Below are 24,710 nucleotides of genomic sequence, written 5' to 3'. Positions count from 1 at the left end.
CCATCCGGACCGCTCCGGTGACACCCACCATCGCCGCCCGCTCTGACACCGGGCCGTCGCCGAACTGACGCGGCCACTGACGCCACACCGCATACGGTGGGGATGCCGGTGACGGCGAACGGCACGACAGGCCGGCCGGCCGGGGGTCAGCCCGTGATCGGGGAGATCCACTCGGTGAGCTGGATCGCGACGCCGTTGGGGTCGGTGAGCTGCACCATCAGCTCCCCCCACGGCTCCCGCCTGAGCGGGATGGTGATGGTGGCGCCTTCGCCGCGCAGGCGCTCGTACTCGGCGGCGAGGCCGGTGACCGTGAACACCACGATCACCTCTGTCAGTCCCTGGTCCGGCCGCCACCGCTCGGGGTCGCGCTCCATCAGGAGCAGGTCGACGGCCGCGTCGTCACGGCCCAGGGCGATGAACCCCTCGCCTGTCAGGATCTGCCGGAAGCCGAGATGGCTGGTGAGGAACCGGCTGGAGGCGGCGGGGTCGCCGACGGTCAGGGATACCGCGGAAGAGACGATGTTCACGCCACTGCACCAGAAAAGGGCATATCCCTATTCACCTCCCGACGGGCGTGTTTCTTCGGATGGATCAAGCATCACGTCGGGCGGTGCTGCGGATCAACGGCGACTCTCGCAACGGTCGTTGACCCACGGTTGACGGTCTCAGCCGGGCAGTGGTCCCAGGTCGCGCGCCACGCGGGCGAGGGCGCGGATGAGGTCGTTCTCCGCGGCACTGCGCCACACCAGCCCGTACGGCAGCGCCTCCATGTCCGTGACAGGCACGTAGACGATGTCGGGGCGCGGGTAGTACCAGGTCACGTGGAGCGGGAAGAGGGCGACCGCCTCCCCGACGGCCGTGTGCAGGAAGATGTCGTCGACGGTCTCCACGAACGCGGTGCGGTCGATCGACCGGCCCTTCGGAGTGAGGTCCGGAACGTAGTGTCTGAACCAGTGATCAGGCGCCGGCCTGATGGCCACGTGCTGATAGTCGCCGACCGCCTCCAGGGAGGTCGTGGACCGCCTGGCGAGGGCGTTGTCGGCGGCCACGGCCAGCACCCTTGGCTCGGCGAAGAGCAGGGGACCCGTGGTCAGGTCGGGCTCCTCAACGGGAAACCAGGTGACCAGGATGTCGGTCTCCCCGTTGCGCAGCTGAGCGAAGGGATCGGTGAGTTCCGCCATCCGCAGGCGCAGCTCCCACTGCGGATGACGGGAGCGGAAGGTCTCCCAGTACCGGCGCAGTTCCTGGACGTTGGCGGGAAACAGGCTGATGCGGAGGGTGCCGGTCTTGCCCCGGGCCGCCAGCCGGGCCCGCTCCAGGCTCTGCGTCAACCCCTGATGCAGGTGGCGCAGGTCGTCGCGGAGCTGCTCACCCACCGGCGTGAGCCGTACATTGCGGCTGTCCCGGGCGAAGAGCTCGACACCGATCGCCCGTTCCTGCTTCTTGAGCGCCTTGCTGACCGCGGCCACGGAGACGTGCAGCCGCTCCGCCGTACGGCCGAAGTGCAGCTCGTCGGCGAGGGTCAGGAAGATCTCGATGTCGCGGAGCTCCACACGACCCCTCTCCGTCGATCCCATCATCGAGATCGTCCATTCGGGGCGTAAGTATGACATGTCCGTCCATTGGCGTGATTGTCGCGGGTTTGACGCGAACGGCTCCTCTTCAGAACCTCCGCAATCGCCGAGAACGGTGTGAGTGGTTGTCTCGCGCCTCTATTTAGGCGGATTTGTTAGGGTGTCCGGATGTGTCCTCAGCGCACCCTGCTGCCGCGCTCGACACCGGCCACCTCGGGGATGTCGTCCCGTTCGATCGCCGCGCTGCTGGACCGGCTCGACGCACGATCCGTCGAGTGTCACTCCATCATGATCGTGCGCCACGGTCACGTCGTCGCCGAAGGCTGGTGGGCGCCCTACTCGGCCGAACGCCCGCACCTTCTCTACTCGGTGACCAAGTCGTTCACCTCGGTCGCCGTGGGTCTCGCGATCGCCGACGGGCTGCTCTCGCTGGACGATCGGGTGGTGGATGTGCTGCCCGACCACGTCCCGGCCGACATCTCGGAGCAGGGACGCCGCCTCACCGTTCACCACCTGCTGTCCATGACGGCCGGACACCGTACGGACAGTCTTGCCGAGGCCTGGCGCCTGGAGCCGGGCGACCTGGTGAAGGGCTTCCTGCGCGTACCGTTCCCCGAGGCCGAGGGAACCCGGCACACCTACGACAATCCGACCACCTTCATCCTGGCCCGGATGGTGGAACGGGTCACGGGCCGCGGCCTCCCGGAGTTCCTCGACGAGCGTCTCTTCACGCCGATGGGCGTCGACCACGCCGAATGGGACCGGGTGGCGAGCGGTGCCGCCTTCGGATTCCACGGACTTCACCTCACCACCGAGGCCGTCGCCGCCTTCGGTGAACTGCTGCTGCGCGGAGGCCTTTGGGGCGACCGGCGGCTCGTCCCGCGCGAATGGGTGGAGCTCGCGACCAGCCGGCACGTCGACACCCTGCCGTTCGAGGACGGGTCGCAGAACGCCGACTACCTCTGCGGGTACGGCTACCAGTTCTGGATGTCGCGCCACGGTTACCACGCTGACGGGGCTTTCGGTCAGCAATGCGTGGTCGTCCCGTCGCACGATCTCGTGGTCGCCGTGACCAGTGCCAATCCGCAGCCACAGGTGATGTTCGACGCACTCTGGGAGTGCCTGCTGCCCGGCGTGGACCACACGGAAAGCAGCCGAGACGACGAGATCCTCGCCGATCGGCTGCGGCGGCTGTCGTTGGCGCCGGTGCCGGGTTCGGCCGCCCCGGAGCGTTCCGTCAAGGCGAGGCTCGACGCCTTCGCGGAGGATTCGGCGCTGCCCGACGGGACCACGGTGGTCGTCGATCCCGTGGACGGCGGATGGCTCCTGCGACTCGGGTCTTCCCTCACCGTCGAGGTCGGCCACGGCGAGTGGCGGGAGAGTTCGCCGCTCGGCCGCCCTGTCGTCGCGACCGGCGCCTGGCAGGGCGGCACGTTCGTCGCCGAGCTTTACGTCATCACCACCCCGCACCGGGTTCGGCTGGTGGTCGACGCCGATGCGGGGACGGCGGTGGCGACGTGGAACATCGTGCCCCTGAGCAGCCCCGACCTGGTGCTGCATCTGCGGTCGCCGCTGATGACACGGCCCGACGTCGCGTAGGTGACGTGGGCCGGGCGCCACGCCACCAAAGCCGCGCCCTGCCGGGAACTCCGGCTTTGCGGCATGGTCGGCGTCTGCCGCGACGCTGAGGCGGTCTCGCGACCGGCGTCGGCCGTCTTTCAGACGGTCATCTTTCAGACGCCGCTCCCCGATTGTGCTGTCGCGCACTGAGATCAGGCCTCGACGTGCGGACGGTCGATCGTGCGGTGCGGACTCCCGCGCTGGTCGACATCGACCACCCGATCCTTGCGCCATTGCAGCGCACCCTCGCCATCGCTAGCACCGCTGTTACTAGTTGACATGAGACTAGTCTCAGTGACACTATTTCTCCATCGGCTGACGAAATGGAGTGGACATGAGCAAGGTGAAGACCGCCCTTGTCATCGGGGGTGGCATCGCTGGACCGGTGACGGCGCTCGCCCTGGCCAAGGCCGGCATCCTGGCCACCGTGTACGAGGCGCACGGGGAGCCGGCCGACGGCGTCGGGGCGATGCTCAGCCTGGCGCCCAACGGACTGAACGCGCTGCGGATCATCGGTGCGGACAAGGTCGCGCAGGACGTCGGCCATCCGGTGCCCGGGGTCGTCATGGCCGACGGCAGCGGCAACCAGGTGGCCGAGTTCGGCGGCTTCCCCGGGCTGCCTGCGACTCACGCGATGGCCCGGGCGGACCTGTTCCGGGCGCTGGCCGACCACGCGACGGCGCGCGGTGTGCCGATCCGGTACGGCAAGCGGCTCGTCGCCGCCGACGACACCGGCGACGGTGTCACCGCCACCTTCTCCGACGGCAGCACCGCCACCGCCGACGTGCTGATCGGTGCGGACGGCATTCGCTCCACCGTGCGCGGGCTCATCGACCCCACCGCGCCGGGCCCCGAGTACGGCGGCGTGCTCAGCTTCGGCGGCTACGCCGTCGGCAGCGACGTACGGGCCGAGCCCGGCACCATGTACTTCGCCTTCGGCCGTACGTTCATCGGCTACTGGCGCCTGCCTGATGGACGGATCTGCTGGTTCGCCGGTCTCCCCCGCACCACCCCGCTCAGCTCCGCGGAGGTCGGCCGGAGACCCGCCGCCGAATGGCTCACCGAACTGCGCGACCTGTACGCAGGCCACATCCCCGGCGAGAAACTGCTGGCCGGCACCGACCCGCGCGACATGATGGTCGTCGGCCCGATGGAGCGAATGCCCTCGGTGCCGTCCTGGCACCGCGGCCGGATGGTGCTGGTCGGCGACTCCGCCCATGCCCCGTCCTCCAGCTCCGGGCAGGGCGCCTCCCTTGCCATCGAGAGCGCCGTGGAACTGGCACGCTGCCTGCGCGACCTGCCCACCCCCGAGGCCGCGTTCACCGCGTACGAGCACCTGCGCCGCGACCGGGTGGAGATGATCGGGGGCGACGCCGCCGCCAAGAACAAGGCCAAGGCCGGCCAGGCCGGCGAAAGGCCAGTCATGCCCACCCCCGAGCAGATGTTCGGGCCCGTCCATCGCCACCACATTCCCTGGGACGAGCACGTCATCGCCGCGGACGACTCGGTACCCGCACCGCAGAGGTAGATTCCCTCGGAGCCGCCTCGGGGCGCGTGCATCTCCTGTATCGAGCTCCTGAATCGAGGGCGAACCGACGCGGGAAACCTCTGTCAGCCCGGCGCTCTGCAGGCCTACAATCCCCGATCATGATGGGCAAGCTGGTGGTCGTGACCGGTGCCGCGAGCGGCATCGGGAGGGCCACCGCGCTCGCCTTCGCCGCCGCCGGCGCCCGTGTGGTCGGGGCCGATCTCGCGGAACCGGCCGATGACGTGGCCGATGGCGTGTGCGGCTACCAGGTCGACGTTTCCGACGCCGAGCGGGTGGAGGAGTTCGCCGCGACCGTCCTACGGGACCACGGCGTGCCCGACGTGCTGGTCAGCAACGCCGGTATCGGCATGACCGGGCCCTTCCTCGCCACCACGGCCGGCGACTGGGCGCGGATTGTCGGGGTCAACGTGTTCGGGGTGGTTCATGGCGCTCGGGCCTTCGCGCCCGCGATGGTCGAGCGTGGTTCCGGGCACATCGTCAACGTGGCCTCGGCTGCGGCCTTCGCCCCGTCCCGCTCGCTGTCGGCCTACGGGGCGACGAAGTCGGCGGTGGTCATGTTCTCCGAATGCCTGCGCGGGGAGATGGCGGGCCACGGGGTCGGAGTGACGGTGGTCTGTCCCGGGCGAATCAGGACACCGATCACGGAGACGACGCGGTTCGTCGGCCGCAGCCCGGAGGAGGAGGCCCAGGCGCGCGCCCGGATGACCAAGCAGTACCTCAAGGCGCTACCGCCGGAGACGGTGGCGGCGGCGATCCTGAAAGCGGTGCGGACGAACCCCCCGTTGGTCTCGGTCGGGCTGGATGCCAAGCTGGCCCACGCGCTGTGGAGGGTCACCCCGGGCATCATGCGCCGCCTCGCCCGCAACGGCCCCGCCGACCAACTGGGCTCGTAGGGCCCTCGTAAATCTGCACGGGCCGGGCCGGGCCGCGGCCACCGCGCACGCGCCGTCGGTGACCGCCGGGCCCGCACCGACCGCATGGACGCAGAGGCTGGGCACGCGGGCTCTCGCCATCTTTCGGCCCGCTAGCGTGACGTCCTGATGAACCGACTCTTCCGGGGCGACGAAGGCCCCCAGCTGCTGCAACGGACCTTCTGGATGTCGTTCGGGCTCCTGTTCCTGGCCCCGGTCGTCGCGGCGGTGGCGCACTACGAGGGAACGCGGCGCTGGCTGGGCGTCGCGGCCCTGATGGCGTTCGTGCTGATGTACTACGCGGCGGCGTTCGTGCGGTGGAGCTGGGACGACCCTTCCACAGTGCGGTCGTTGGCTGTGCCGGCGACGTTCGCGCTGATGGCGACGGGGCTGCCGCCGCTGTTCGGGCTCGAATGGCTGGGTCTGCCGATCTACCTGGCCTTCGTGCTGGCCATGTCGCTGCCGCTGCGATGGGCCCCGATCGGGGTGCTGGGCTCGATGGCGGTGGTGGCCGGTGACGGGGTGCTGATCGGCGCCCCGGCAACGATGATCGGCGGGTTCGCACTCGTGCTGCTGGCGTTCGGGATGATAATGGTCGCGCTCCGCCATTCACGGACCCTGGTGGCGCAGCAGCGCGAAGCACGCGGCGAGGTCGCCCGGCTCGCCGCCGCCGACGAGCGGCTGCGCATCGCCCGCGACCTACATGACCTGCTCGGCCACAGCATGTCGCTGATCGTGCTGAAGAGCGAGCTTGCGCGACGGCTGGCCGACCGCGACCTGGACCGCGCCCTCACCGAGGTCGGCGAGATCGAGTCGGTGGCGCGGTCCTCGCTGGCGGAGGTGCGCGAGGCGATCTCCGGTTACCGGCGGCGTGACCTGGGCGAGGAACTAGACGGCGCGCGGACGGTCCTGGCCGCGGCCGGGGTCGAGACGACGGTCCGGATGGCGGGCGCGCCCCTGCCGGAGGCGGCCGACGGCGTGTTCGGATGGGCGGTGCGCGAGGCGGTCACCAACGTCATCCGCCATGCCCGCCCCTCGCGCTGCCTTATCGAGGTGGGGCGCGACGGCGGCGAGGCGGTGCTGGAGGTCCGCGACAACGGCCGGGCCAAGGGGACGCACGTTCCGGGCAACGGCCTCAACGGCCTGTCCGAGCGCGTCGCGGCTGCAGGCGGCACCATGGCGTCCGGCCCGCTGCCGGACGGCGGCTTCCGGGTCGCGGTCCGCGTTCCCCTGAGGTCCGCACCATAACCAGTCTCACGCTGGCGTAACACCGGAACACGGTGCGGAGGGCGGTCCCGGCCGCCGGCGGCCGGGACCGGAGCTCACGCCACAGGACCGGCCGCCCAGCTCACGCCGCCCTGTTGAAGGGGAGCCGGCGGTTCGCCTATGTCACGACGGGGCGTGTCCTATGCGCTGCGCCTGACGGCACCCCCTCGGTCGTCCCGAGGCAGGGACGCGACAGACGCGAGCGCCGTTTCTGCCTCGTCTGAGCTACTCGACCCACCACCAGCCGTTGCCGAAGGATCGAACCGGCCGGCCCAGATCTCCCGCCGCAGTACTGAATGTGGTGTCCTGATCAGGAGGACGCGGTAGGTAGGCGATTCCCGCGCCCGTTTCGGCCCGCCAATCCTCGTACACGGGGAGATACAGCCCGTACTGCTGAACCTCATAGTCTCCGCTCATCGAGACAAGGCCTATCCACCACGGCCACGGCTTGGGTTCGTCACGTCGGAAGGCCGCGCCGATGGCGTCGAATCGGTCATGCTGCAGCAGGAACAGACTGTCGATGAAGGTGCGCTCCCAATCGGGGACGAGGAGCGCGCCCCCCACCGTCGCAGCCAGGAGCAGGGCCAGTGCCGCACGAAGATAGGCCTTGAGCGACAGGTACGACATCACCGTGAGGAAACTCCACAGAACGGCCCAGGCCCACAGTGTCATGATCAGGAGCCAGTACCACAGGGAGAGTGCCCGGATGAGCGGGAGGCGTAGGTAACACGCCCCCGCCAACAAGATCCATCCAAGGAGGCCCATAGCCGGTGGCACTCGATACCATCGTCGGCTTCTGCTGACCGCCACCCGCGCAGTCTCGCTGTACGGAAGCGTGCCCGACCAGGTTCTGCAGGTACTTTCACCGTACTTGCACACATTCTTCATGGGCATGGCCACGTTCCCCATGATGGCCCAGGCCCGCCGTCGAGCGGCCGGAGGCGCAGACCTGTCCCCTGGTCCGCGCCGGGGTCTGCTTCGATCGCTGACTCCTGGTCGAGTGCGCCTACGTGGCATGACCTGGATGGTCAGACGATGCCGTCCTGTTCGGCGTCGCGCTCCCGCTCCATGTGGGCACGCAGCGCCTGGACGAACCAGTCGAACACCGGGGCCAGGCTCTCGGGAACCGGCCAGCCGTTGATGACGGCCAGCAGTTGCCAGTACCGCTCCACGCGGGGATCGTTTGCGGTCTCCAAGCGCGTCAGCAGCCAACGCTGCAGGTCGGCGTCGTCGGGGCGGCCGAAGACGTGCGCGTAGCGGGCCATGAGCGCTGTGATCACAGGGGCGGCCTGGGGCGAGGCCGGGGCGACCCCGGCTGCGAGTGCCTGGCCGACCTGGTCGCGGACGGCGTCGGTGAGGTCGTGGTGCAGGCCCGTGGTGTCGCCTTGAGCGCGTTCGGCCGCCTGGTACTCGGCCATACGGCGCACGGAGGCGCGGAAGTCCGGGTCCTGGGAGAGCTCGGCGAGTTCGACCCAGGCGCCGACCTGCTCCGGCGTGGGGTCGTCGGGCAGGTCGGGCATGGCCGAGCGCATCATGGCCACCAGCTCGGGGTTGGCGTCGACACCACCGAAGGTGTCGTCGATGAAGTCGCTGACGAGACGTCGGCGTTCGTCATCGGAAAGCTTGGCGAGCTTGTGCATCAGGTTCGTCTCCTCAGGGGTCGAGCCACGCTTGGCTACGGCTCGCAGCACCGCACGCCGCAGTCGCAGGGTGCGGATCTGCACGTCCAGCGCTTCGGCGTGTGCTGCCGCGACCTCGGGCAGCGAGATCTCCCGCTCCAGGACCCGCCGGACGGCGGCAAGGTCGAGTCCCAGGTCGCGCAGCGTCCGCACGAGGTCCAGACGCGCGAGGGCATCGATGTCATAGAGCCGGTAGCCGGCCGGGCTGCGGTCAGTCGGCGGCACGATCCCCGAGTCGGAGTAGAACCGTATGGTCTTGACCGTCAGCCCGGTCCGCCGGGCCAGATCGCCGATCGAGTAAAGCGTGTCGCCGTCCATGCTCCGTACCCTCGCGTCTCCCCTTACTGGAGACTCAAGCTTTTCCTTCTGGCGCCGGATCGGCACGCATCCCATCCACAGCGGTCACCTGCGCGGCGATGTCCGGCGTGAGCAGTTACCGCTTCTGGACGCGGTACTGCTGAAGCAGCGCGGTGAGCTTCTCGCTGTTCTTCTCGCCATTCAACTCGTTCAGAAGTTCGTCAGGGCATAGCTCATAGAGGTCACCCCACCAGCGGCGGGCCTTGTTGTCCCAGATCCGGTAGCCGCCGGGCACGCCCCTGGCGACGTATCGCCTCCTGCTCACACGCACAGAGTAGGCCCTAAAGGAAGGTGTGGCCTGATCACGGATCATGCTGCCGGCCTCGAACATGTTGTGGTGAAGTCCCTGCAACGCCACACCTCCTGACGAAAGCCGACAGCTCACATAATCTTCGTCAGCCGAACGGATGATGGGGGCCGGTTTTTGCTAGGCCTCACGCACGCGTTCCAGGACGTGCTCGGCCCAGACGTCAGGCGCTTCCAGGGGGCTGAAGTGCCCGGCGTTCTTCATGAGATGCAGTGTGAAGTCACCGTAGAAGTCGGACAGGTTGTCGCTCCATTCCTGCGGAAAGAGCGGATCCTTGTCGGGCCAGAGGATGGTGATGGGCTTGGAGAACCTGTCAGCGGGTTCCAGCTTCTTCTCGTTGGCGTAATAGGTGATGGGGTTCCCCTCCGGGAAGCGGAACCACATGATGCCCGCCACGAAAGCACCCGGGGCAGAGTGGTTCTCGGTCAGATGGTCGAGCAGTTCGTCCACGACTTCAGAGCCTGGGGCCGACCAGTTCCGCAGGCTCTCCTTCAGCACAGCGCGGACCGCATCCGGCTTGCCGTCGATGAGATCCTCTACCAGCGTCGTCTTGTAGAGGATCGCGTGGAGGAAGGCGTTGACTGCCTTCTCCTCCAGGATTCGCCGGCCGACCCCCATCGCCGGCGGCGCGATTACCAGAGATTTCGCGAGGTCGGGTCGCTTCACCGCGATCGTCTGGACAGTGAAACTGCCGATGTCGTATCCGCACAACACCGCGTTGCTGACGCCGAGTTCGTCGATCAGGGCGATGACGCCGTCCACCTGCCCGGACAGGGCGTAGGCGTTGCCCACGTCCTTCAGGTGCTTGTCCGACCTGCCGAACCCTCTCAGGTCGGGGACGACCACGTCGGCGGAGGGTGTCAGCAGGGGCAGCAACTTGGAGTACTCCTTGTTGTCACCCGGACTGCCGTGTACGAGGACTACCGGCGGGCCTTCTCCAGATCGCAGGTAGTGCAGGCGGAAACCATTGGTCGGCTTCGAGAACGGCACGGTCTGACCCCCGAATTTTGCAGGCCCCATCGGCCCGTACAGATTGCGACTCGGTGGCGCCGCCTGCTTCGCTCGAAGCAAGCGCTCCAACGCTACCTCCGAGACGATTGACAGCGCCGAAGGCGCTCCCCGGCCCTCATTCCGTTGTATTCGTCCTTTCCCGATACGTTGCCAAGCCCTAGGCCTTAGGTCAGACCGGATCTCAGTAGCTGTTATCATCGACTGCGATTAATGCGGCGTGGCGGCGCTGACCCCTGCCCAAGTCGCGGGACCGCATACGGACCGTGGGGATTCCCTCGGCCGTCGTTCCAGCCTTTCCCGACCACCTAGTAATAGCCCGATGTGAGATGGCCCATCAATGAGCCATTTTCATCCTGATTACGTGATCAGGATGGGCGCAGGAGGCGGGCGGGCCGGACAAGTTGGGCGTGAGGTGAGGCTCCCGGTAAGACAGCAGTCGACCAAGATCCGATGCCCCAACCGGAAGCCTCGATGCTGTCTTACCCCGCCGCGATTCCCCTGTCGAACCGCACTCTTGCCCGTCTGGCCGAACTCATCCGCGTCCGCCGCGCTGACCGCCGCAGCCGCTGGCGGCGCCTGCAGCCAGGACAGCAGGCGCTGCTGGTACTGGCTCACCTGCGTAACGAGGACACCTACGCTCGCCTGCCGCGGGCTTCGAGTGTGTGTAAATACAGTGCAGCTCTAACGTCGCATGCCGGGGGGCATCGGCATCCGGCGTTTGTGGGCGGTCGCCTGATACCGGTCGAGGATCGCCTGTGAGACGACTGCCTTGACGGCTCGGCCTTCGAGGAAGTCGTCGATGTCGTCGTAGGTGAAGCCGAACACCTCCTCATCGGGCCTGCCGGGGCGGAGGGATTCAAGGTCGGCGGTGGGAGTCTTGCGGATCAACGCGTCCGGTGTGCCCAGCGCGTGGGCGATCGCACGTACGCGGCGCTTGGTCAGACCGGCCAGCGGTACGACGTCGGCGGCGCCGTCTCCGTGTTTGGTGAAGAATCCGGTGACCGCCTCGGCGGCGTGGTCGGTGCCGACGACCAGCCCGCCGAGCGAACCGGCGACCGCGTACTGGGCGATCATCCGCTGCCTGGCTTTGATGTTGCCGAGCACAAAGTCCTGCTGGATGGCGCCGGGCAAGATGAGGCCTCCTGCCATCAGCGTCCGCAGGCACGCGTCGCTGGCCGGCCGGATGTCGACGGTCAGCGTTCGGTCGGGGTGGATGAACGCCAACGCGGCCTGCGCGTCGTGCTCGTCGTGCTGGACGCCGTACGGCAGTCGCATGGCTACGAAGACGGCTTCGGTTCCCGCCCCGCGCGCCTTTTCGACCGCCAGCCGGCACAGCCGGCCCGCGGTGGCCGAGTCGATGCCGCCACTGATGCCCAGCACCAGGGCGGTGGTCCCGGCGCCAGTCAGTGAATCGGCGAGATACGCGACTCGCCGCTCGATCTCGCGACCAGCGTTGAAGTCGGAGTCGACGCCCAGTTCGCGGGCGATGTGCTGCCGGGTTCGCTCGGCGGTGGTGACGTCGTTCATGACCGCTCGATTCCGGCCGGCTGGGGGTAGCAGGCGCCGTTGACGGCGACCCGAAGCGCGTACACGCTGGTCCCCGCGGTGACGAAGAGGTGGTTGCGCTTGGGCCCGCCGAAGGTGAGGTTGGCGACCGATTCGGGCAGCCGAAGCTTGCCGATGAGGGTGCCGTCTGTGTCGAAGCAGTGCACGCCGTCCCAGGCGGCGGCCCAGACCCGTCCGGCGTCGTCCACCCGAAGACCGTCGAAGCGTCCGTTGTCGCATTCGGCGAAGATCTTCCCGCCGGTCAGGGTGCCCTCGGTGGTGACGTCGAAGACGCGGATGTGGCTGGGTTCCTGCCGGGTGTCGGCGATGTACAGCCGTTGCTCGTCGGGTGCGAAGGCCAGGCCGTTGGGCCGGCAGAAGTCGTCGGCGACCACTCGTAGGTCACCGGTGGCCGGGTCGAGGCGGAATACGTAGCAGGCGCCGCCGAACTCGCTGTCACCCTTGTTGCCCTCATAGTCGGAGAAGATGCCGTAGCTCGGGTCGGTGAACCAGATCGTGCCGTCGGCGCGGACGACCACGTCGTTGGGGCTGTTGAGCCGCTTGCCCTGATACCGGTCAGCCAGCACGGTGACAGTGCCGTCGTGTTCGGTACGGGTGACGCGCCGGTTGCCCTGCTCGCAGGTGATGAGCCGGCCCTGCCGGTCGACGGTGTTGCCGTTGGCGTATCCGGAGCAGTGGCGGAAGACGCCGACGGTGCCGGTGGTCTCGTCCCAGCGCAGGAGCCTGTCGTTGGGGATGTCGCTCCACACCAGGTAGCGCCCGGCCGGGAAGTACGCCGGGCCCTCGGTCTTGCGCGAGCCGGTGTGCAGCCGCTCGAGGACGAAGTCGCCGTTGATGTACCGGAAGCGTTCGTCGAGCACCTGGAACTGGGCGGGGATGGTCTCGGCCATCGCGGACTCCTGATTGCCGACTGATTGACGTTCGGCTGAACGCTATCACTCCAAAATAGAGTATGGTCAAAAGGCGAATCTGCTAGTTCACGTTCCGCGAGTGGAGGTGCGGTGGACGAGATAGACCGGGCACTGCTGGCGGCGTTGCAGGCCGACGCCACGCAGGCGTACGCGGCTCTCGGCAAGGCAGTGGGGCTGTCGGCGGGGTCGGCCCACGAGCGGGTGCGCAAGCTGCGCGAACGCGGGACCATCCGGCGTACCACCATCGACGTCGATCCGGCCGCCGTCGGCCGCGGCGTGCTCGCGTTCGTCATGCTGCAAGCCAATGTGTGGATGGGCGACCCACCGACCCGCGACGCCCTCGCGGCCATCCCCGAGATTCAGGAGGCCCACATCATCGCCGGGTCCGCGTCGCTCCTGGTCAAGATCCGCACCTCGACCCCGGAGCAGCTGCAGGCGGTGCTGCGCCGCGTGTTCGACGTCGACGGTGTCACCGGCACCCAGACCATCGTCGTGCTGGAGACGTTCTTCGAACGGCCGTTGAACGTAACCGATCCGGACTCGGACCGGTAGCGATCAGTCGCCTGTCGGCCTGTGACGGAGCCGTCAACCGCACGCCCGCCGCAAGCGCTGCTCTCGAGGTGTGACCCCGGGCGTGGCCGTAAGGGTGGAACCACGAGGCCAGCGTCACGACATTGGGCGACCGGCAGCATGCCTAATGTCGTCGCGTATGGATCATTCGCTGCACCAAGGTGGTCAGAACCAGCAACGGGGCCGCTACGCAGGCGATGTAGAGCAGGATCAATGCTTGGCCGGGGTGGGCGCCGTAGGCTATATCTGAGTTGAATGCCAGCGACGGCTTGACGTGATGCCAACGTGTGATTTCCAGGTACATCAGATACCACGAACCGATCCACACCGCACCACCGAGACCACTGAGCCACTTCATGAGGTGCATTCACCCAGTGTGGCGCCGTAGGGAATGCGACGGCCAGGGCGGCACTTCGCGCCGTGCGCCCCACGGACACTCTCATGTGGGCCGGCGTACCTGCCGTACTTCGCGGTCGATTGCCCATGCGTCCGCTACTGGGCCCAGGTGCCGGAGCTTGTCGGGATTGATCACCGAGCGGATGGTCTGGATCTGCCCGTCGAGTACATCGAGCACCAGGGTGTGGAACACCTTGCCGTCGCGGTCGCGGAAGATCGCGCCTGGCTGGCCGTTGATCTCGTGCGGCTCGAACGTCACGCCGACCCGGGACAGCCAGGGGAAGACGGAGGCAAGCAGCCGGGCCACGTTCTCGGCGCCGATGACGGCCCTGGCCAGTTGCGGGGCCTTGCCGCCGCCGTCGCCGACCATCGATACGCCTGCGGCGAGCAGTTCCTGCAGGCCGGCGACGTCGCCTTCGCGGAGAGCGCCGAAGAACCGCGACGCCAGTTCCTCCCGCTCTTTGCGGACCGCTTCGAAGCGCGGCCGTCCGGCCTCCATATGCCGCCGCGCCCGCACCAGCAGCTGCCGGCACGCAGCCTCCGACCGCCCCACCGCCGCGGCGACCTCGTCGAACCCGAAGCCGAACACGTCCCGCAGCACGAACACCGCCCGCTCCAGCGGGCTGAGCCGCTCCAGCAGCAGCAGCGCCGCCATCGACACCGAGTCGGCCAGCTCAACCGACCGCTCCGGATCCTGATACGGATCGTTCAGCAGCGGCTCGGGAAACCATGGGCCCGCGTACTCCTCCCGCCGCACCCGCGCGGAGCGCAGCACGTCGATCGAGATCCGCGTCACCGCGGCCGCCAGAAGAGCCTTGGTCGACGTGGGCTGGGCGGCCGAGCCGTCAAAGCGCAGCCATGTCTCCTGCACCGCGTCCTCGGCCTCACTCACACTGCCCAGAATCCGATAGGAGATCGAAAACAGCAGCGGCCGCAGCTCCTCGAACTCTTCGACCTTGCTCACGCGGGATCCCCTTCCCCCTGGAGCCCTCCCACCGCGCCGTACTCGCCGGCGCAGGCATCTTCTGTTGAAGATCCGGGTCACCGGCAGGCCAGGGTAACGCCCGCGAGCCGGGGCCCGGGGCCCGGAGTCCGCAGCCGGACTCCGAGCCAGTTGCCGATGTCGTTCAGTGGAACTGCCCGGGTTCGTAGTCGCCGGCCGGCTGCCGGGTGATGATGTTCAGCCGGTTCACCGCGTTCATCATGGAGATCAGGGTGACCAGGGCGGTGAGCTGCTCCTCGTCGTAATGCTTGGCGGCGTACGCCCACACCTCGTCGCTGACCCCGTCGGCGGCATCCGCGACCCGGGTGCCCTGCTCCGCCAGCGCCAGCGCGGCACGCTCGGCCTCGGTGAAGACGGTGGCCTCCCGCCACGCCGCGACCAGGTTCAGCCGCACCGAGGTCTCGCCGGCCGCGGCGGCCTCCTTGGTGTGCATGTCGATGCAGACGGCGCAGCCGTTGATCTGACTTACGCGAAGCGCGACCAGTTCCTGCGTTGGGGTCGGCAGCGGCGAATCCTTCAGCGCCTTGCCCGCCGACATGAAGTACTTGAGGACCTTGCCTGCGGTCGGGTCGGCGAAGTAGTTCAGGCGCGCGTCCATGGTGTGCTCCTCTGTGGTCGTCGGTGCCTACACCCCCTGAGACGAGGTAGCCCGACCCCCTGTGACATGGATGTCACCGACCACGCCACCCGCCTGCTCCGCACCGCTGGGACCTCGGCGACCCCGGCAGTGGGCCCACGTGCTCGGCTACCGCGGCCACTTTCACTTCCTGAGGAGTTGCGCGAACGCGAGCCTTAAGGGTTGAACGTGACAGCGCTTGACTAGGACTCGCGCGGATTATTTACCCGAGCTTGTCCAGAAGCGGCAATCGAGTCAAAATCAGTTCATCCTTCAACTACTTGGTTGGAGGGGCCACTGCACGGATGAGGAGAGGCATGAAGAGCACCATCTCCGTTCTCGTCGCCGCCGGCGTCCTCGGCGCCATGCTCACCGGCATCAGTCCCGCGTCCGCAGCCACCCCCGCAGTCGACTGCTCCACGGGCGGGTACACCCGGGTTCTGAACAGCTATGTCCCCACCAACGTCGAACGGCCGGCGGTGGACGGTCGCAGCTACAACATCGGCGGTCCGTCGGCGTACACGTACGAGGTCTGCCTCGACATCCCGGACACCTCGACATTCACGATCGAGGTACGGATCTGGTCCAACGGTTCGCAGAGCGTGTTCGTGGATGACCAGCCCGGGGACAAGGTCTTCCGCTATTCGGTCGGCCCCAACAGCTTCTGGCAGGTCTACGGCACGTTGACCGGACCCGGCAGCACCTACATCTACTACACCTGGTACGAGAAGCAGATCCCGGCCTGACCCGGAACGGGCCGGCCGCCTAGCTCGGCGAGGTGGCCGGCCCTACCGCTCTAAGGGCTTCTGGCGGCTAGACGAGCCTCAAAAGGCTGAAGGTGCGTCCCGCGCATATACCTGATCCTGCCCGAGCCAAAAGCATTCGCTGTGGGATGCCGCTCGCTGTCACCATGTCGACCATGGGGAATCCTGGCGGATCAGACTGCGTATTCTGCGCGATCGTCCGCGGCGAGGCTGAGGCGAGCGTCCCCTACGCAGACGACCGCGTGATGGTGATCATGGACATAGGTCCCATCACCCCTGGCCACCTCCTTGTCATTCCGCGCGTTCACGCTGTGGGGTTGGAAGACCTCGATGAGGAGACCGGCGCGCACATATGGACGATCGGCCATCGGATGGGCCGGGCTCTACGGCGCTCCGGCCTGCGGTGTGAAGGCGTGAACGTTTTCCTGGCGGACGGGATAGCGGCGTTCCAGGAGGTCTTCCACTTTCACCTGCATGTGATCCCTCGCTTCGAGGGAGACAGCTTCCGGATTATCGCCAACCAGGACACGAGGGCGCGGAGTCTGCTGGATCAGGAATCGACGGCGGTCCGGTCCGGCTTGGCAGCGCTGGGATTTCCCAACGCGGACACGAGCACCAACGCCTGACATCAGCACTCTGCTCCGCCGCTGCCACTGGGGGCCCCAGGAGTGGCGGCGGCCTCAGCCCTTGAAGGCGCCGTCCATGATGCCGGCCACCATGCGCCGGCCGACGAAGACGAACAGGACGATCAGCGGGAGGGTGGCGAGGAAGGAGCCGGACATGGCGAGCCCGAGGTCGATGTTGAAGTTCGTCTGCAGAGCCTTGATCGCGATCTGGACGGTGTACATCTCCGGCGACTTCAGTACCACGAACGGCCACAGGAAGTCGTTCCACGCGTAGACGAACCCGATCAGGCCGAGCACGAACGCGGCCGGGCGGACCAGCGGGAACGCGATGCGCCAGAAGATCTGCCAGGTGGTCGCCCCGTCGATGCGGGCCGCCTGGAGGATCTCGTCACTGATGGCGTTGGTCATGTGCTGGCGCATCCAGAAGATCCCGAACGCGTTGGCCAGGCCGGGAACGATCAGCGCCTGCAAGGTGTCCACCCAGCCCAGCGAGGACATGATCATGTACTGTGGGACGATGGCGAGCTGGGTCGGCACGGTCATCGTGAGGACGACGAGCAGGAACAGCGCATCGCGTCCCCGGAAGCGCAGTTTGGCGAACGCGAAGCCCGCCAGCGCGCAGAACAACGCCTGACCCAGGCCGATCGTCCCGGCCACGACCAGGCTGTTGACGATCGACCGGACGAACGGCACGGTCGAGAAGACCAGGCCCGCGAGGTGGAAGAAGTTGCCGCCCGGGACGACTCTGGGGGGCATCTCCGTGGCCGCCGCGGTGTCGGTGGTGGCGACGACGAACATCCAGTAGAGCGGGAACACGCAGGCGAAGGCGGCAAGGACCAGCAGAGCGTAGACCCACCATCGGAGGCGGTCGCCGGACCGCGGTGTCGTCCTCGTCATGATCGCTCCCTCATGCCCTCTCCGGGCGGGTCCGGGTGGACAGGAAGTAGTTGAGCGCGGCGAACGCGACGACCATCACGAACAGCGCCACGCCGATGGCCGCGGCGTAACCGAACTTGAACTGGGTGAAGCCCTGTTCGAACAGGAAGAGGGTCAGCGTCTGGCACTGGCGGATCGGCCCGCAGGTACTCGGCGCGCTCCGGGCGATGAGCAGGGGCTCGGTGAAGGTCTGCAGCCCGTAGATCGTGGAGGTCACGATGGTGAACACGATGACCGGCCGCAACGCGGGGATGGAGATGTGCAGGAACTGCCGCACATTGCCGGCGCCGTCGACGGCGGCCGCCTCGTAGATCGTCCGGGGGACGGCCTGCAGGGACGCGAGGTAGAGCAGCGCCGTGTAGCCGAACCACCGCCAGGTGATCATCACAGCGATCAGCGCGTGGCTGCCCGCCACCGACTGGATGAAGTCGATGGGCCCGATGCCCACGAGGCCGAGCAGCCAGTTCAGCAGCCCGTAGTCGCGGTCGAACATCTGGGCGAAGACGATGGCGGTGGCGGCCACCGAGGTGATGTACGGCACGAGCATCGACATGCGGAAGAGCACCGCAAAGCGCAGCCGGACGTGGTTGAGCAGGTGCGCCAGCACGAGCGCCACCAGCAGTTGTGGCACGGTCGACAGCACCCAGATGCTAACGGTGTTGCGCGCCGCGTTCCAGAACCGCCCGTCCTGGAGCAGCCGGGTGAAGTTGTCCAGGCCGACGAACACGTGCTCGCCGATCGGGTTCCAGTCGAACAACGCCACGTAGAAGGTGAACAGCAGCGGGATGAGGCCGAAAATCGCGAACAGCACGAAGAACGGGGCGATGTAGGCGTAGGGGGCCACGATCTCGGTGAGGCCGGCCCGCGTGGTCTTCACCGGTGCGGACGGGGCCAGGGCTTTCTTGGCGGGTCTGATGCTCGTCGTCACGGGTCTGGTCGCTTCCCCGCCGCCGGGTGCGCGGCGTCCTGGACGCCGGGCGCCCGGCGGCGCTCGTGGCAGGGGGTGCTAGCCGCCGATCGCGTTCTTGATGTTGGTCACCGCCGCGTCCCACGCCTTCGCGGGATCACCCTTGCCCTGCTCGACGTTCTGGATGGCGTTCCCGAACTCCGTGCCGATCGTGGTGCTGTCCGGCCCGATGAGGAACGGCTTCAGGCCGAGCAGCGAGTTGGTGTAGATGGTGCCGATGGGCGCGCCGGAGAAGAACGGGTCCTTGACCGAGGTGAGCTTCGGGTCCTTGTAGACCGACGGGGTGGCGGGCAGCGACCTGGCCTGGGCGAAGTGGTCAAGCTGGCCCTGCGGCGACTGCGTGGCGGCGATGTACTCCCAGGCGGCCTTCGGGTTCTTGGCGCCCTTGGGGATGGCGAGGAAGCTGCCGCCCCAGTTGCCCGAGCCGCCGGGGATCGTGGCGATGTCCCACTTGCCCTTGGTGTCGGGGGCGTTGTCGCGGATGGCGCCGAGCAACCAGACCGGCGCGGCCACGACGGCGAAGTCCCCCTTCTTCATCGCGGCGCTCCAGCCGTCGGTGAACGAGCTCTGCTTGGCGGTGATCCCGGCGGCCACGGCCTTGAGCGCCTCGTCGAAGGCGGCCTTGACCTGAGGGCTCTTGTCGTACACCAGGTTGCCTGCGGGGTCGTAGTACTTCTCCTGCCCCTGGTTCACCACCTGCGAGTAGATGCTCGTGGAGGCATTGTCGAGGAACGCCTTTCCGGTGGCCGCCGTGTACTTCTTGCCGGTCTCGATGAAGGCGTCCCAGGTGGGCCAGAGCTTGCCCACCTCCTCGCGGTCCGTCGGCAGCCCGGCCTCCTTGAACAGGTCGGTCCGGTAGGCGATGGCCATGCCCCCGACGTCGGTCGGGATGCCGATGATCGAGCCGTCCTTGGCCGTGGGCTGGCTGATCACCCAGTCGAGGTAGTCGCCCTTGATCTTGTCGGCGCCCATCGTGCGCAGGTCGACGAAGTTCTGCGGCTGCTGGACGAACTTGGGCAGGTCGTCGCCCTGGATCAGCACCAGGTCGGGCACCTTGCCGCCGGCGAGCGCGGTGGTGAGCGCCTGCGCCGTTTCCTGCGCGTTCCCCACCTCGGTCAGCTTGATCTGCACGTTCGGCTTGATCTTCTTGTACTCCGCGGCCGACCCCTTCGCGTTGATCCCGGTGAACGACCAGAACTCGAACGACGAGCCGTCCGACCCGCCGGAGGAAGTCCCGGACGACGAGCCTGAGCACGCTGCCATGCTGAGGGTCGCGGTAGCGGCGAACACGACCGCTGAGACCTTGCGGAATTTCACGGCGACCTCTTTTCGCTTGCTGTGGTCAGGGATGTGACGTGCGGCCCGGCACCGGGAGACTGCGCTGCGCTCGCCGGGCACCTCCTACCTTCAGGACCCCCATGCGTGCCTGGAGCGTCGAACGGCCACGGTGCCGTGCTACTTCAGGCCCCGGACCGCGAGTGCCCGGACAGGTTCAGCACCGCCATGCAGACATGGTGTTTCACCTGCAGAGTCTTCTGACATCACTCTTGGGTCTGAAACTTTCGGAATGTCAAGCCGATCATTGCTCCAGGACAATAGGCCTGTGACGACCAGAGCGTCAATATTCTTGGGGTGATGTGCCTGAAACAATCGGCCCGCTGGTTTTATGTTTCGGGACACCCCGCCCCTCCGCCGAGACGACGGACGCGGCTGCCGGGCTGATCGCCAGAACCGAAGGAGAGATCCCGCATCCCCAACGCGCCCGCCCTCCGGCTCGGCGATCGCCCTCGGGCATGCGACGGCCAGGCGAGGAAAGAGCGCCAGGCCGAGAAACGATCAAAGCCCAGGCGGGGAACACGGTCCCTGCCGTGGGCTTTGCGGCGAAGTAGGATCTATCTCCTGCCAGGGGTCGGCAGACGGGCGCGTCACAGGCAGCGACGAGCTTCAGAGTCGGTTGACACGGTGGCGCCAGTTGTTGATCGCGTCACCGCCGCTGTGCGTTGTCCTCTTGAGTCTCAAGGTGATGTCATGACTGATTGCCTGCTTGCACACGCGTTCATGAACGCAGGCGGTTCCTTCGGCAACCCCGCCCTCGTCGTTATCGAGCCCGAGGGTGTTTCGGTGACGAGGGAGCAGCGTCAGGCTCTTGCGACCCGGCTTGGCATCCCCGCCGTCGTCTTCGTGCAGAATCTCGCTCACGGGATCGTCAGCATCCATGGCAATTACGGCCAAGAGATCCAGTTCGGCGGGCATCCGCTTCTCGCGACGGTAGAGGTCCTGCACCGGCTCGGCAGTCCCGTGAAGGAGCTCACGCCAGCCGCCGGACCGGTCAGCTGTCGTCGCGACCCCGACGGCATGGTGTGGCTCAAGGCTCCTGCGGCCTGGTCCAAACCCTGGCGTCACCTCGAGATGGAGAGTCCCGCCATCATCGACTCGCTGACCGAGCTCCCTCCCGGAGAGGACTTCACTCAGGTATGGGCGTGGATGAACCGAGAAGCCGGCAAGGTGCGGGCGAGACTATGGGCACCACGCATCGGTAAGGGAGAAGACGAGGCATGCGGAAGCGCCTCAATGCTTCTGGCGCTCAAGCTCGGCCGCGACCTTGAAGTCGTTCACGGACAGCAGGGCTCGATCATCTTTGCCAAACCCGTCGATGACGTTGAAGTCGAGCTCGGGGGGCGCTGTACGGTCGAGGAACCTGACTCCGCGACCCACGCCCAGGTTTCAGAACTCTATGGCGACCACGTCAAGGGTCGGCGAAGCTCACTCGGGCAGTGAGAAGGACGGGGGCCATCGGATGAGAAGTGGAGCGCCGTCCCTGGCCAAGGATGCGCCGTCCTACGCGCCATCCCTCGGTCACGTTCGCCTGTAGCAGGGAACGCTCCTGGACGGCTTTGTAACCGCAGCCCAAACTGCAACTGGTGGCGGCCTCTTGACGCTGCCGAAGGACCTGTGTGATTGTGACATTTGCGCTGACATCTGCTTTGCGCCGGTGACGAGATTCCCCTCCACCGACACATTACAGATTTCAGCGACAAGTGCCGTTCCCTGATAGGCGGTCCTGTCGTGCCTGCGTTCCTTGCTGCGCTGATTGCTGCTGTTCCCTGGCTGACCTGCGCATTCATATGCTGTCTGGTCTTGACGTATGTGGCGGCTGTCTCAATAGCCCTGCTCCACTCCGACCCGCGACGAAGGGCTGACGCCAGGGCGGTCCTGGATCGTCATGCGTTCACCGTGCTGCGGCGGCGTGGATCGTAGCGCTTTACGGCGATCGCCCTTCGAAGCTGATCGCGAGGCGACGCCGTAGGAGAAGTGGATTAGTTTTCTCCAGCTCCACATAGCCGCTGATCTGCTGAATGAGGCGTCGGGGAGTGGCCGAAGACGGAGATCATCCCGCGTATATCCCGCGGGCCGATTGGTCGGTTCTGGAGTGCCTGGCGCGTTCTCGCGGATTGATGGTTTGGTCTGCAGCCTGACGGGTTCCTTGTGCTCGTCCTTGAACCAGAGAGTGAGGCCTTCGTGGTCTGACTGTCGCGGGTCTACGGAAAGCCGTCCAAGCGGTCGCAGTCTCCCGATGGGATGTGAGAAGTCCGGTAAGCGTCTCGCTGTGCTTGTGCGTATAGGGGATGTGGAGCATCTGGAGTTCGAGGAGTTTTACCAGGAAAGCCGGGATGCCTGCCTCCGGGCGGTGCTGGCCACCACGGGTGATCGGCAGTTGGCGGAGGACTTGGTCGCTGAGGCGTACACGCGGGCGTGGATGTCGTGGCGGAAGGTGAGCCGGCATCCGGCGCCACACGCCTGGATCGTTCGCGTGGCGCTGAACACCCGGGTCACCTGGTGGCGGCGGCGCCGCCACGAGGTCGCCTTGGGAGGCCACGATGTCGTGGACCCCGCGGCGGCCGACGGGGCCGACGTGGACCCCGCTCTGCTGGTGGCGCTGCAGCGGTTGCCGCGACGGCAGCGGGAGGTGGTCGCGCTGCGCGTGTTCCTCGATCTGGACACCGAAACCGCCGCCAGGACCCTCGGGATCGCTCCAGGAACCGTCACCGCACATCTGTCGCGCGCTGTCGCGGCTTTGCGCGGCGACCTCGCAACAGTCAACAGCCAGGAGGGCGAACGGTGAACGACAATGATGTGCTAGGCACGGTGCGGGACGCGATGGCCGAGGTGCACATGCACACGCCGGTGCAGGAACTCGTGGCGTCGGGCCGGTCTCGCCGCCGCCGCAGGATCGCAGGGACGGCGGCCAGCGCCGTATTGGCGACGGGCCTGGCGTTGACGCTGGCGATCGACAGCCCCCAGGTGAACGCACCGCCGGTCGCCGCCGGCAATCAGGTGCACGTGCACCTGGCCGCATTCTCCGTCGACACCAACCCCGACGGCACGGTCACTGTGAAAATGACCAAGCAGGAGTCGCTAGATCCGGAGATCATGCAGCGAACACTGGCCCAGGCCGGCATCCCCGCCGAGATCACGATCAACAAGTGGTGCCAGCCATCGGACGCGTCGCAGGACCTGAAAGCAGACTTCCAGAAGGTCGTCGGGGAGGAAAAGCAGCCTGACGAAACCTCCATGATGGTCATCACGCCATCGGCGATGCCCCCATCAACCAAGCTGATCATCGGCATGAGGACAGACGGCTACCAGCCCGACTCTCCGAGCCCGCTCGCGGTGTTAATGCGCCTGGTGCCCGACGACGCCCCGCTGACCTGTACCACGGACGTCCCGCCCAAGCCTGCGTCCAAGCCTGCGTCCAAGTCCTAGATCACCAAGAATTCAACAGACGGCACATGGCCAGGTGACCCCTTTGGGCAGGGGGCACCTGGCACGTCTACTCGTCGGCGGGCATCCACCCCGGATTTTCAGCCCGGAACGGGCGTCCCACGCCGTACCGCTGCCCGTCCCGGAGCCGACCCTTGCCGCTCTCCGTAAGCACAGGCGTGCTCAGGCGACCGAGTAAACGGCCGCGGGGAGCGCGGTGGAAGGACCACGGCTACAAGATCCTGGTTTACGTGCTCGCGGAGATGATCGGGACCCGGCCGGGGGGCATCCCCATCAATCCTCGTCGTCGGAGTCGTCGGCGTCAGGATCGCGCAAGGCGAGGGATGATTCCCTGCTCACCATGGCCATTCGATCTTGGTCTTGCCAGATAACGATGGTTATCTCGCAACCCTTCGACGGGCGAGGCGTTCAGGCTGGAGCTGTGGATCTTTCAGGACTTCGCCAATCCGCCCAGGGTGCACGGTGGGCGATTACGGTATGCATAGTGATCCATGGGAGGATTTTCCCATGGTATCCGTTAAGCAGATTCAAGTCGCCTTCGATTGCGCTTCACCTGAGCGTGTCGGTCGCTTCTGGTGCGAGGTGTTGGGGTATGTCGCGCCGGCGCCGCCTGAGGGGTTCGCCAGTTGGGACGACTTCAATCGCACGCTGCCGCCCGAGCAGCGGGACTCATGGTTCGCATGCAGCGACCCCTCGGGTGTCGGTCCGCGGCTGTACTTCCAGCGCGTTCCCGAAGGCAAGGTCGCCAAGAATCGGCTGCACCTTGACGTGCGGGTCGGAACCGGACTCGTCGGTGCAGAGCGCCTGGCAGCCCTCGAGGCCGAATGCGCACGATTGATCCCTCTCGGCGCGAAACGCGTGCGGCTCCTGCCCGCCGATGAAGAAAACGAGTCGTGTCTCGTGATGCAGGACATCGAGGGCAACGAGTTCTGCCTGAGCTGACGAACGTCTACCTCGTTGAACGCGACACAGACCTGACTCGCTGATCGGCTTCCACGGGGAAGGCTGTCCGTCAGCTCTCCCTTCGCACCGCGCCGCTGTTGATCTCGGGAAGATCGGGGATCTCGCCGAGTTCGCGCGGTCCCTCGGAAGGCCCGGACCGCGCGCCGCGCCGCCGCTTGACCAGCGCCCGACCCGCGATGCCGACCGGAAGATCGCCGATGCTCTCAGCGTGCGAGTTGAGGCGGAGCGCAATGCCGGAAAGAGCTAATGGCACGTTAATGGCACGATGGCCCCGCTTCTTGATCAGGAGCGGGGTGTTTTTCGAGGTGGAGCCTAGGGGATTCGAACCCCTGACTT

General features: G+C 67.0%; 26 protein-coding genes and 1 pseudogene. 12 read left to right on the top strand and 15 right to left on the bottom strand.

From position 1 onward, the window contains the following. Nucleotides 1-146: 146 nt before the first annotated feature. Both Mco01_RS37725 and Mco01_RS37720 read right to left on the bottom strand, forming a co-directional pair. Nucleotides 147-527 carry a VOC family protein gene (locus tag Mco01_RS37725; protein ID WP_204061619.1) on the bottom strand — a complete coding sequence of 127 codons (381 nt, stop codon included), beginning with the start codon at nt 525-527 and terminating at the stop codon, nt 147-149. A gap of 138 nt (nt 528-665) precedes the next feature. Next, a complete protein-coding gene (locus Mco01_RS37720) occupies nt 666-1,553 on the bottom strand; it encodes a LysR family transcriptional regulator (protein ID WP_204061618.1) in 888 nt (295 codons plus the stop codon). Between the two features lie 189 nt (nt 1,554-1,742). On the opposite strand from Mco01_RS37720, the gene Mco01_RS37715 reads away from it, so the two are divergent. The 4 genes from Mco01_RS37715 to Mco01_RS37700 all read left to right on the top strand — a co-directional run bounded on the left by Mco01_RS37715 (nt 1,743) and on the right by Mco01_RS37700 (nt 6,902). Continuing rightward, a complete protein-coding gene (locus Mco01_RS37715; RefSeq protein WP_204061617.1) occupies nt 1,743-3,173 on the top strand; it encodes a serine hydrolase domain-containing protein in 1,431 nt (476 codons plus the stop codon). A gap of 355 nt (nt 3,174-3,528) precedes the next feature. Then, nucleotides 3,529-4,722, top strand: coding sequence for an FAD-dependent monooxygenase (locus tag Mco01_RS37710; RefSeq protein ID WP_204061616.1), 1,194 nt, complete (start codon nt 3,529-3,531; stop codon nt 4,720-4,722). 119 nt (nt 4,723-4,841) lie between these two features. Further along, nucleotides 4,842-5,636: an SDR family NAD(P)-dependent oxidoreductase gene (locus Mco01_RS37705; protein ID WP_204061615.1), complete on the top strand. Its 795-nt coding sequence runs from the start codon at nt 4,842-4,844 to the stop codon at nt 5,634-5,636. A gap of 147 nt (nt 5,637-5,783) precedes the next feature. Next, nucleotides 5,784-6,902 (top strand): sensor histidine kinase, encoded by a 1,119-nt coding sequence (locus tag Mco01_RS37700; RefSeq protein ID WP_204061614.1) that lies wholly within the window; start codon nt 5,784-5,786, stop codon nt 6,900-6,902. A 243-nt stretch (nt 6,903-7,145) separates the two neighbouring features. Here the strand turns inward: Mco01_RS37700 and Mco01_RS37695 are convergent, their stop codons facing one another. From Mco01_RS37695 to Mco01_RS37680, 4 genes are all read right to left on the bottom strand, one after another. Then, the gene (locus tag Mco01_RS37695) at nt 7,146-7,592 is read right to left on the bottom strand and encodes a hypothetical protein (protein WP_204061613.1); all 447 of its coding nucleotides are present in this window, start codon (nt 7,590-7,592) and stop codon (nt 7,146-7,148) included. 356 nt (nt 7,593-7,948) lie between these two features. After that, nucleotides 7,949-8,917: a MerR family transcriptional regulator gene (locus Mco01_RS37690; RefSeq protein WP_204061612.1), complete on the bottom strand. Its 969-nt coding sequence runs from the start codon at nt 8,915-8,917 to the stop codon at nt 7,949-7,951. 115 nt (nt 8,918-9,032) lie between these two features. After that, the gene (locus tag Mco01_RS37685; RefSeq protein ID WP_204061611.1) at nt 9,033-9,221 is read right to left on the bottom strand and encodes a hypothetical protein; all 189 of its coding nucleotides are present in this window, start codon (nt 9,219-9,221) and stop codon (nt 9,033-9,035) included. A 162-nt stretch (nt 9,222-9,383) separates the two neighbouring features. Next, entirely contained in the window at nt 9,384-10,253 is an 870-nt protein-coding gene (locus Mco01_RS37680) for an alpha/beta fold hydrolase (protein ID WP_204061610.1), read from the bottom strand. Between the two features lie 492 nt (nt 10,254-10,745). On the opposite strand from Mco01_RS37680, the pseudogene Mco01_RS37675 reads away from it, so the two are divergent. Next, nucleotides 10,746-10,919 (top strand): annotated as a pseudogene (locus tag Mco01_RS37675) (IS5/IS1182 family transposase); the annotation flags it as partial. A 36-nt stretch (nt 10,920-10,955) separates the two neighbouring features. Here Mco01_RS37675 and nadE read toward each other — a convergent pair. Both nadE and Mco01_RS37665 read right to left on the bottom strand, forming a co-directional pair. Then, entirely contained in the window at nt 10,956-11,801 is an 846-nt protein-coding gene (gene nadE / locus Mco01_RS37670; protein ID WP_204061609.1) for an NAD(+) synthase, read from the bottom strand. Continuing rightward, complete coding sequence (locus Mco01_RS37665; RefSeq protein ID WP_204061608.1) at nt 11,798-12,730, bottom strand: SMP-30/gluconolactonase/LRE family protein; 933 nt, start codon at nt 12,728-12,730, stop codon at nt 11,798-11,800. Before Mco01_RS37665 ends, nadE begins: the two co-directional genes overlap by 4 nt. A gap of 111 nt (nt 12,731-12,841) precedes the next feature. On the opposite strand from Mco01_RS37665, the gene Mco01_RS37660 reads away from it, so the two are divergent. Beyond that, nucleotides 12,842-13,303, top strand: coding sequence for an Lrp/AsnC family transcriptional regulator (locus tag Mco01_RS37660; RefSeq protein ID WP_204061607.1), 462 nt, complete (start codon nt 12,842-12,844; stop codon nt 13,301-13,303). Nucleotides 13,304-13,445: 142 nt separating this feature from the next. On the opposite strand, the gene Mco01_RS37655 is transcribed toward Mco01_RS37660, so the two are convergent. The 3 genes from Mco01_RS37655 to Mco01_RS37645 form a co-directional block, all read right to left on the bottom strand. After that, a complete protein-coding gene (locus Mco01_RS37655) occupies nt 13,446-13,688 on the bottom strand; it encodes a hypothetical protein (RefSeq protein ID WP_204061606.1) in 243 nt (80 codons plus the stop codon). Between the two features lie 72 nt (nt 13,689-13,760). Next, the gene (locus Mco01_RS37650) at nt 13,761-14,681 is read right to left on the bottom strand and encodes an RNA polymerase sigma-70 factor (RefSeq protein ID WP_204061605.1); all 921 of its coding nucleotides are present in this window, start codon (nt 14,679-14,681) and stop codon (nt 13,761-13,763) included. A gap of 163 nt (nt 14,682-14,844) precedes the next feature. Continuing rightward, nucleotides 14,845-15,318 (bottom strand): carboxymuconolactone decarboxylase family protein, encoded by a 474-nt coding sequence (locus Mco01_RS37645; RefSeq protein ID WP_204061604.1) that lies wholly within the window; start codon nt 15,316-15,318, stop codon nt 14,845-14,847. A gap of 335 nt (nt 15,319-15,653) precedes the next feature. On the opposite strand from Mco01_RS37645, the gene Mco01_RS37640 reads away from it, so the two are divergent. Continuing rightward, nucleotides 15,654-16,082: a hypothetical protein gene (locus tag Mco01_RS37640; protein ID WP_204061603.1), complete on the top strand. Its 429-nt coding sequence runs from the start codon at nt 15,654-15,656 to the stop codon at nt 16,080-16,082. 146 nt (nt 16,083-16,228) lie between these two features. Continuing rightward, nucleotides 16,229-16,726: an HIT family protein gene (locus Mco01_RS37635; RefSeq protein WP_239104216.1), complete on the top strand. Its 498-nt coding sequence runs from the start codon at nt 16,229-16,231 to the stop codon at nt 16,724-16,726. Between the two features lie 54 nt (nt 16,727-16,780). On the opposite strand, the gene Mco01_RS37630 is transcribed toward Mco01_RS37635, so the two are convergent. The 3 genes from Mco01_RS37630 to Mco01_RS37620 form a co-directional block, all read right to left on the bottom strand. Then, nucleotides 16,781-17,623: a carbohydrate ABC transporter permease gene (locus Mco01_RS37630; protein WP_204061602.1), complete on the bottom strand. Its 843-nt coding sequence runs from the start codon at nt 17,621-17,623 to the stop codon at nt 16,781-16,783. A 10-nt stretch (nt 17,624-17,633) separates the two neighbouring features. Continuing rightward, nucleotides 17,634-18,539 carry a carbohydrate ABC transporter permease gene (locus Mco01_RS37625; RefSeq protein ID WP_239104215.1) on the bottom strand — a complete coding sequence of 302 codons (906 nt, stop codon included), beginning with the start codon at nt 18,537-18,539 and terminating at the stop codon, nt 17,634-17,636. A gap of 129 nt (nt 18,540-18,668) precedes the next feature. Then, the gene (locus Mco01_RS37620; protein ID WP_239104214.1) at nt 18,669-19,892 is read right to left on the bottom strand and encodes an ABC transporter substrate-binding protein; all 1,224 of its coding nucleotides are present in this window, start codon (nt 19,890-19,892) and stop codon (nt 18,669-18,671) included. A 765-nt stretch (nt 19,893-20,657) separates the two neighbouring features. On the opposite strand from Mco01_RS37620, the gene Mco01_RS37615 reads away from it, so the two are divergent. The 4 genes from Mco01_RS37615 (at nt 20,658) to Mco01_RS37600 (ending at nt 24,353) form a co-directional block, all read left to right on the top strand. Further along, on the top strand, nt 20,658-21,407 hold the full coding sequence (locus tag Mco01_RS37615) for a PhzF family phenazine biosynthesis protein (protein ID WP_204061600.1): 750 nt from the start codon (nt 20,658-20,660) through the stop codon (nt 21,405-21,407). Between the two features lie 850 nt (nt 21,408-22,257). Further along, complete coding sequence (locus tag Mco01_RS37610) at nt 22,258-22,752, top strand: sigma-70 family RNA polymerase sigma factor (RefSeq protein WP_204061599.1); 495 nt, start codon at nt 22,258-22,260, stop codon at nt 22,750-22,752. Continuing rightward, nucleotides 22,749-23,393 carry a hypothetical protein gene (locus tag Mco01_RS37605; RefSeq protein WP_204061598.1) on the top strand — a complete coding sequence of 215 codons (645 nt, stop codon included), beginning with the start codon at nt 22,749-22,751 and terminating at the stop codon, nt 23,391-23,393. Before Mco01_RS37610 ends, Mco01_RS37605 begins: the two co-directional genes overlap by 4 nt. A 525-nt stretch (nt 23,394-23,918) precedes the next feature. Next, nucleotides 23,919-24,353: a VOC family protein gene (locus tag Mco01_RS37600; RefSeq protein WP_204061597.1), complete on the top strand. Its 435-nt coding sequence runs from the start codon at nt 23,919-23,921 to the stop codon at nt 24,351-24,353. Nucleotides 24,354-24,423: 70 nt separating this feature from the next. Here the strand turns inward: Mco01_RS37600 and Mco01_RS37595 are convergent. After that, nucleotides 24,424-24,710 (bottom strand): hypothetical protein (locus Mco01_RS37595; protein WP_204061596.1); only part of this gene is annotated, 287 nt, incomplete at its 5' end.

Origin of the sequence: Microbispora corallina, assembly GCF_016863035.1 — a bacterium.
GTDB classification, from domain to species: domain Bacteria; phylum Actinomycetota; class Actinomycetes; order Streptosporangiales; family Streptosporangiaceae; genus Microbispora; species Microbispora corallina.
The sequence above is the reverse complement of the archived record's forward strand: the minus strand, read 5'-3'. Positions and strand labels throughout refer to the sequence as shown.

Excerpts from the sequence above, each read along its gene's own strand:
- Mco01_RS37665 (WP_204061608.1), bottom strand. The coding sequence starts at position 12,730 with ATGGCCGAGACCATCCCCGCCCAGTTCCAGGTGCTCGACGAACGCTTC.
- Mco01_RS37710 (WP_204061616.1), top strand. The coding sequence starts at position 3,529 with ATGAGCAAGGTGAAGACCGCCCTTGTCATCGGGGGTGGCATCGCTGGA.
- Mco01_RS37695 (WP_204061613.1), bottom strand. The coding sequence starts at position 7,592 with ATGACACTGTGGGCCTGGGCCGTTCTGTGGAGTTTCCTCACGGTGATG.
- Mco01_RS37690 (WP_204061612.1), bottom strand. The coding sequence starts at position 8,917 with ATGGACGGCGACACGCTTTACTCGATCGGCGATCTGGCCCGGCGGACC.
- Mco01_RS37655 (WP_204061606.1), bottom strand. The coding sequence starts at position 13,688 with ATGCACCTCATGAAGTGGCTCAGTGGTCTCGGTGGTGCGGTGTGGATC.
- Mco01_RS37630 (WP_204061602.1), bottom strand. The coding sequence starts at position 17,623 with ATGACGAGGACGACACCGCGGTCCGGCGACCGCCTCCGATGGTGGGTC.
- Mco01_RS37705 (WP_204061615.1), top strand. The coding sequence starts at position 4,842 with ATGATGGGCAAGCTGGTGGTCGTGACCGGTGCCGCGAGCGGCATCGGG.
- nadE (WP_204061609.1), bottom strand. The coding sequence starts at position 11,801 with ATGAACGACGTCACCACCGCCGAGCGAACCCGGCAGCACATCGCCCGC.
- Mco01_RS37645 (WP_204061604.1), bottom strand. The coding sequence starts at position 15,318 with ATGGACGCGCGCCTGAACTACTTCGCCGACCCGACCGCAGGCAAGGTC.
- Mco01_RS37640 (WP_204061603.1), top strand. The coding sequence starts at position 15,654 with ATGAAGAGCACCATCTCCGTTCTCGTCGCCGCCGGCGTCCTCGGCGCC.
- Mco01_RS37620 (WP_239104214.1), bottom strand. The coding sequence starts at position 19,892 with ATGGCAGCGTGCTCAGGCTCGTCGTCCGGGACTTCCTCCGGCGGGTCG.
- Mco01_RS37715 (WP_204061617.1), top strand. The coding sequence starts at position 1,743 with ATGTGTCCTCAGCGCACCCTGCTGCCGCGCTCGACACCGGCCACCTCG.
- Mco01_RS37615 (WP_204061600.1), top strand. The coding sequence starts at position 20,658 with ATGACTGATTGCCTGCTTGCACACGCGTTCATGAACGCAGGCGGTTCC.
- Mco01_RS37635 (WP_239104216.1), top strand. The coding sequence starts at position 16,229 with ATGCCGCTCGCTGTCACCATGTCGACCATGGGGAATCCTGGCGGATCA.
- Mco01_RS37600 (WP_204061597.1), top strand. The coding sequence starts at position 23,919 with ATGGTATCCGTTAAGCAGATTCAAGTCGCCTTCGATTGCGCTTCACCT.
- Mco01_RS37700 (WP_204061614.1), top strand. The coding sequence starts at position 5,784 with ATGAACCGACTCTTCCGGGGCGACGAAGGCCCCCAGCTGCTGCAACGG.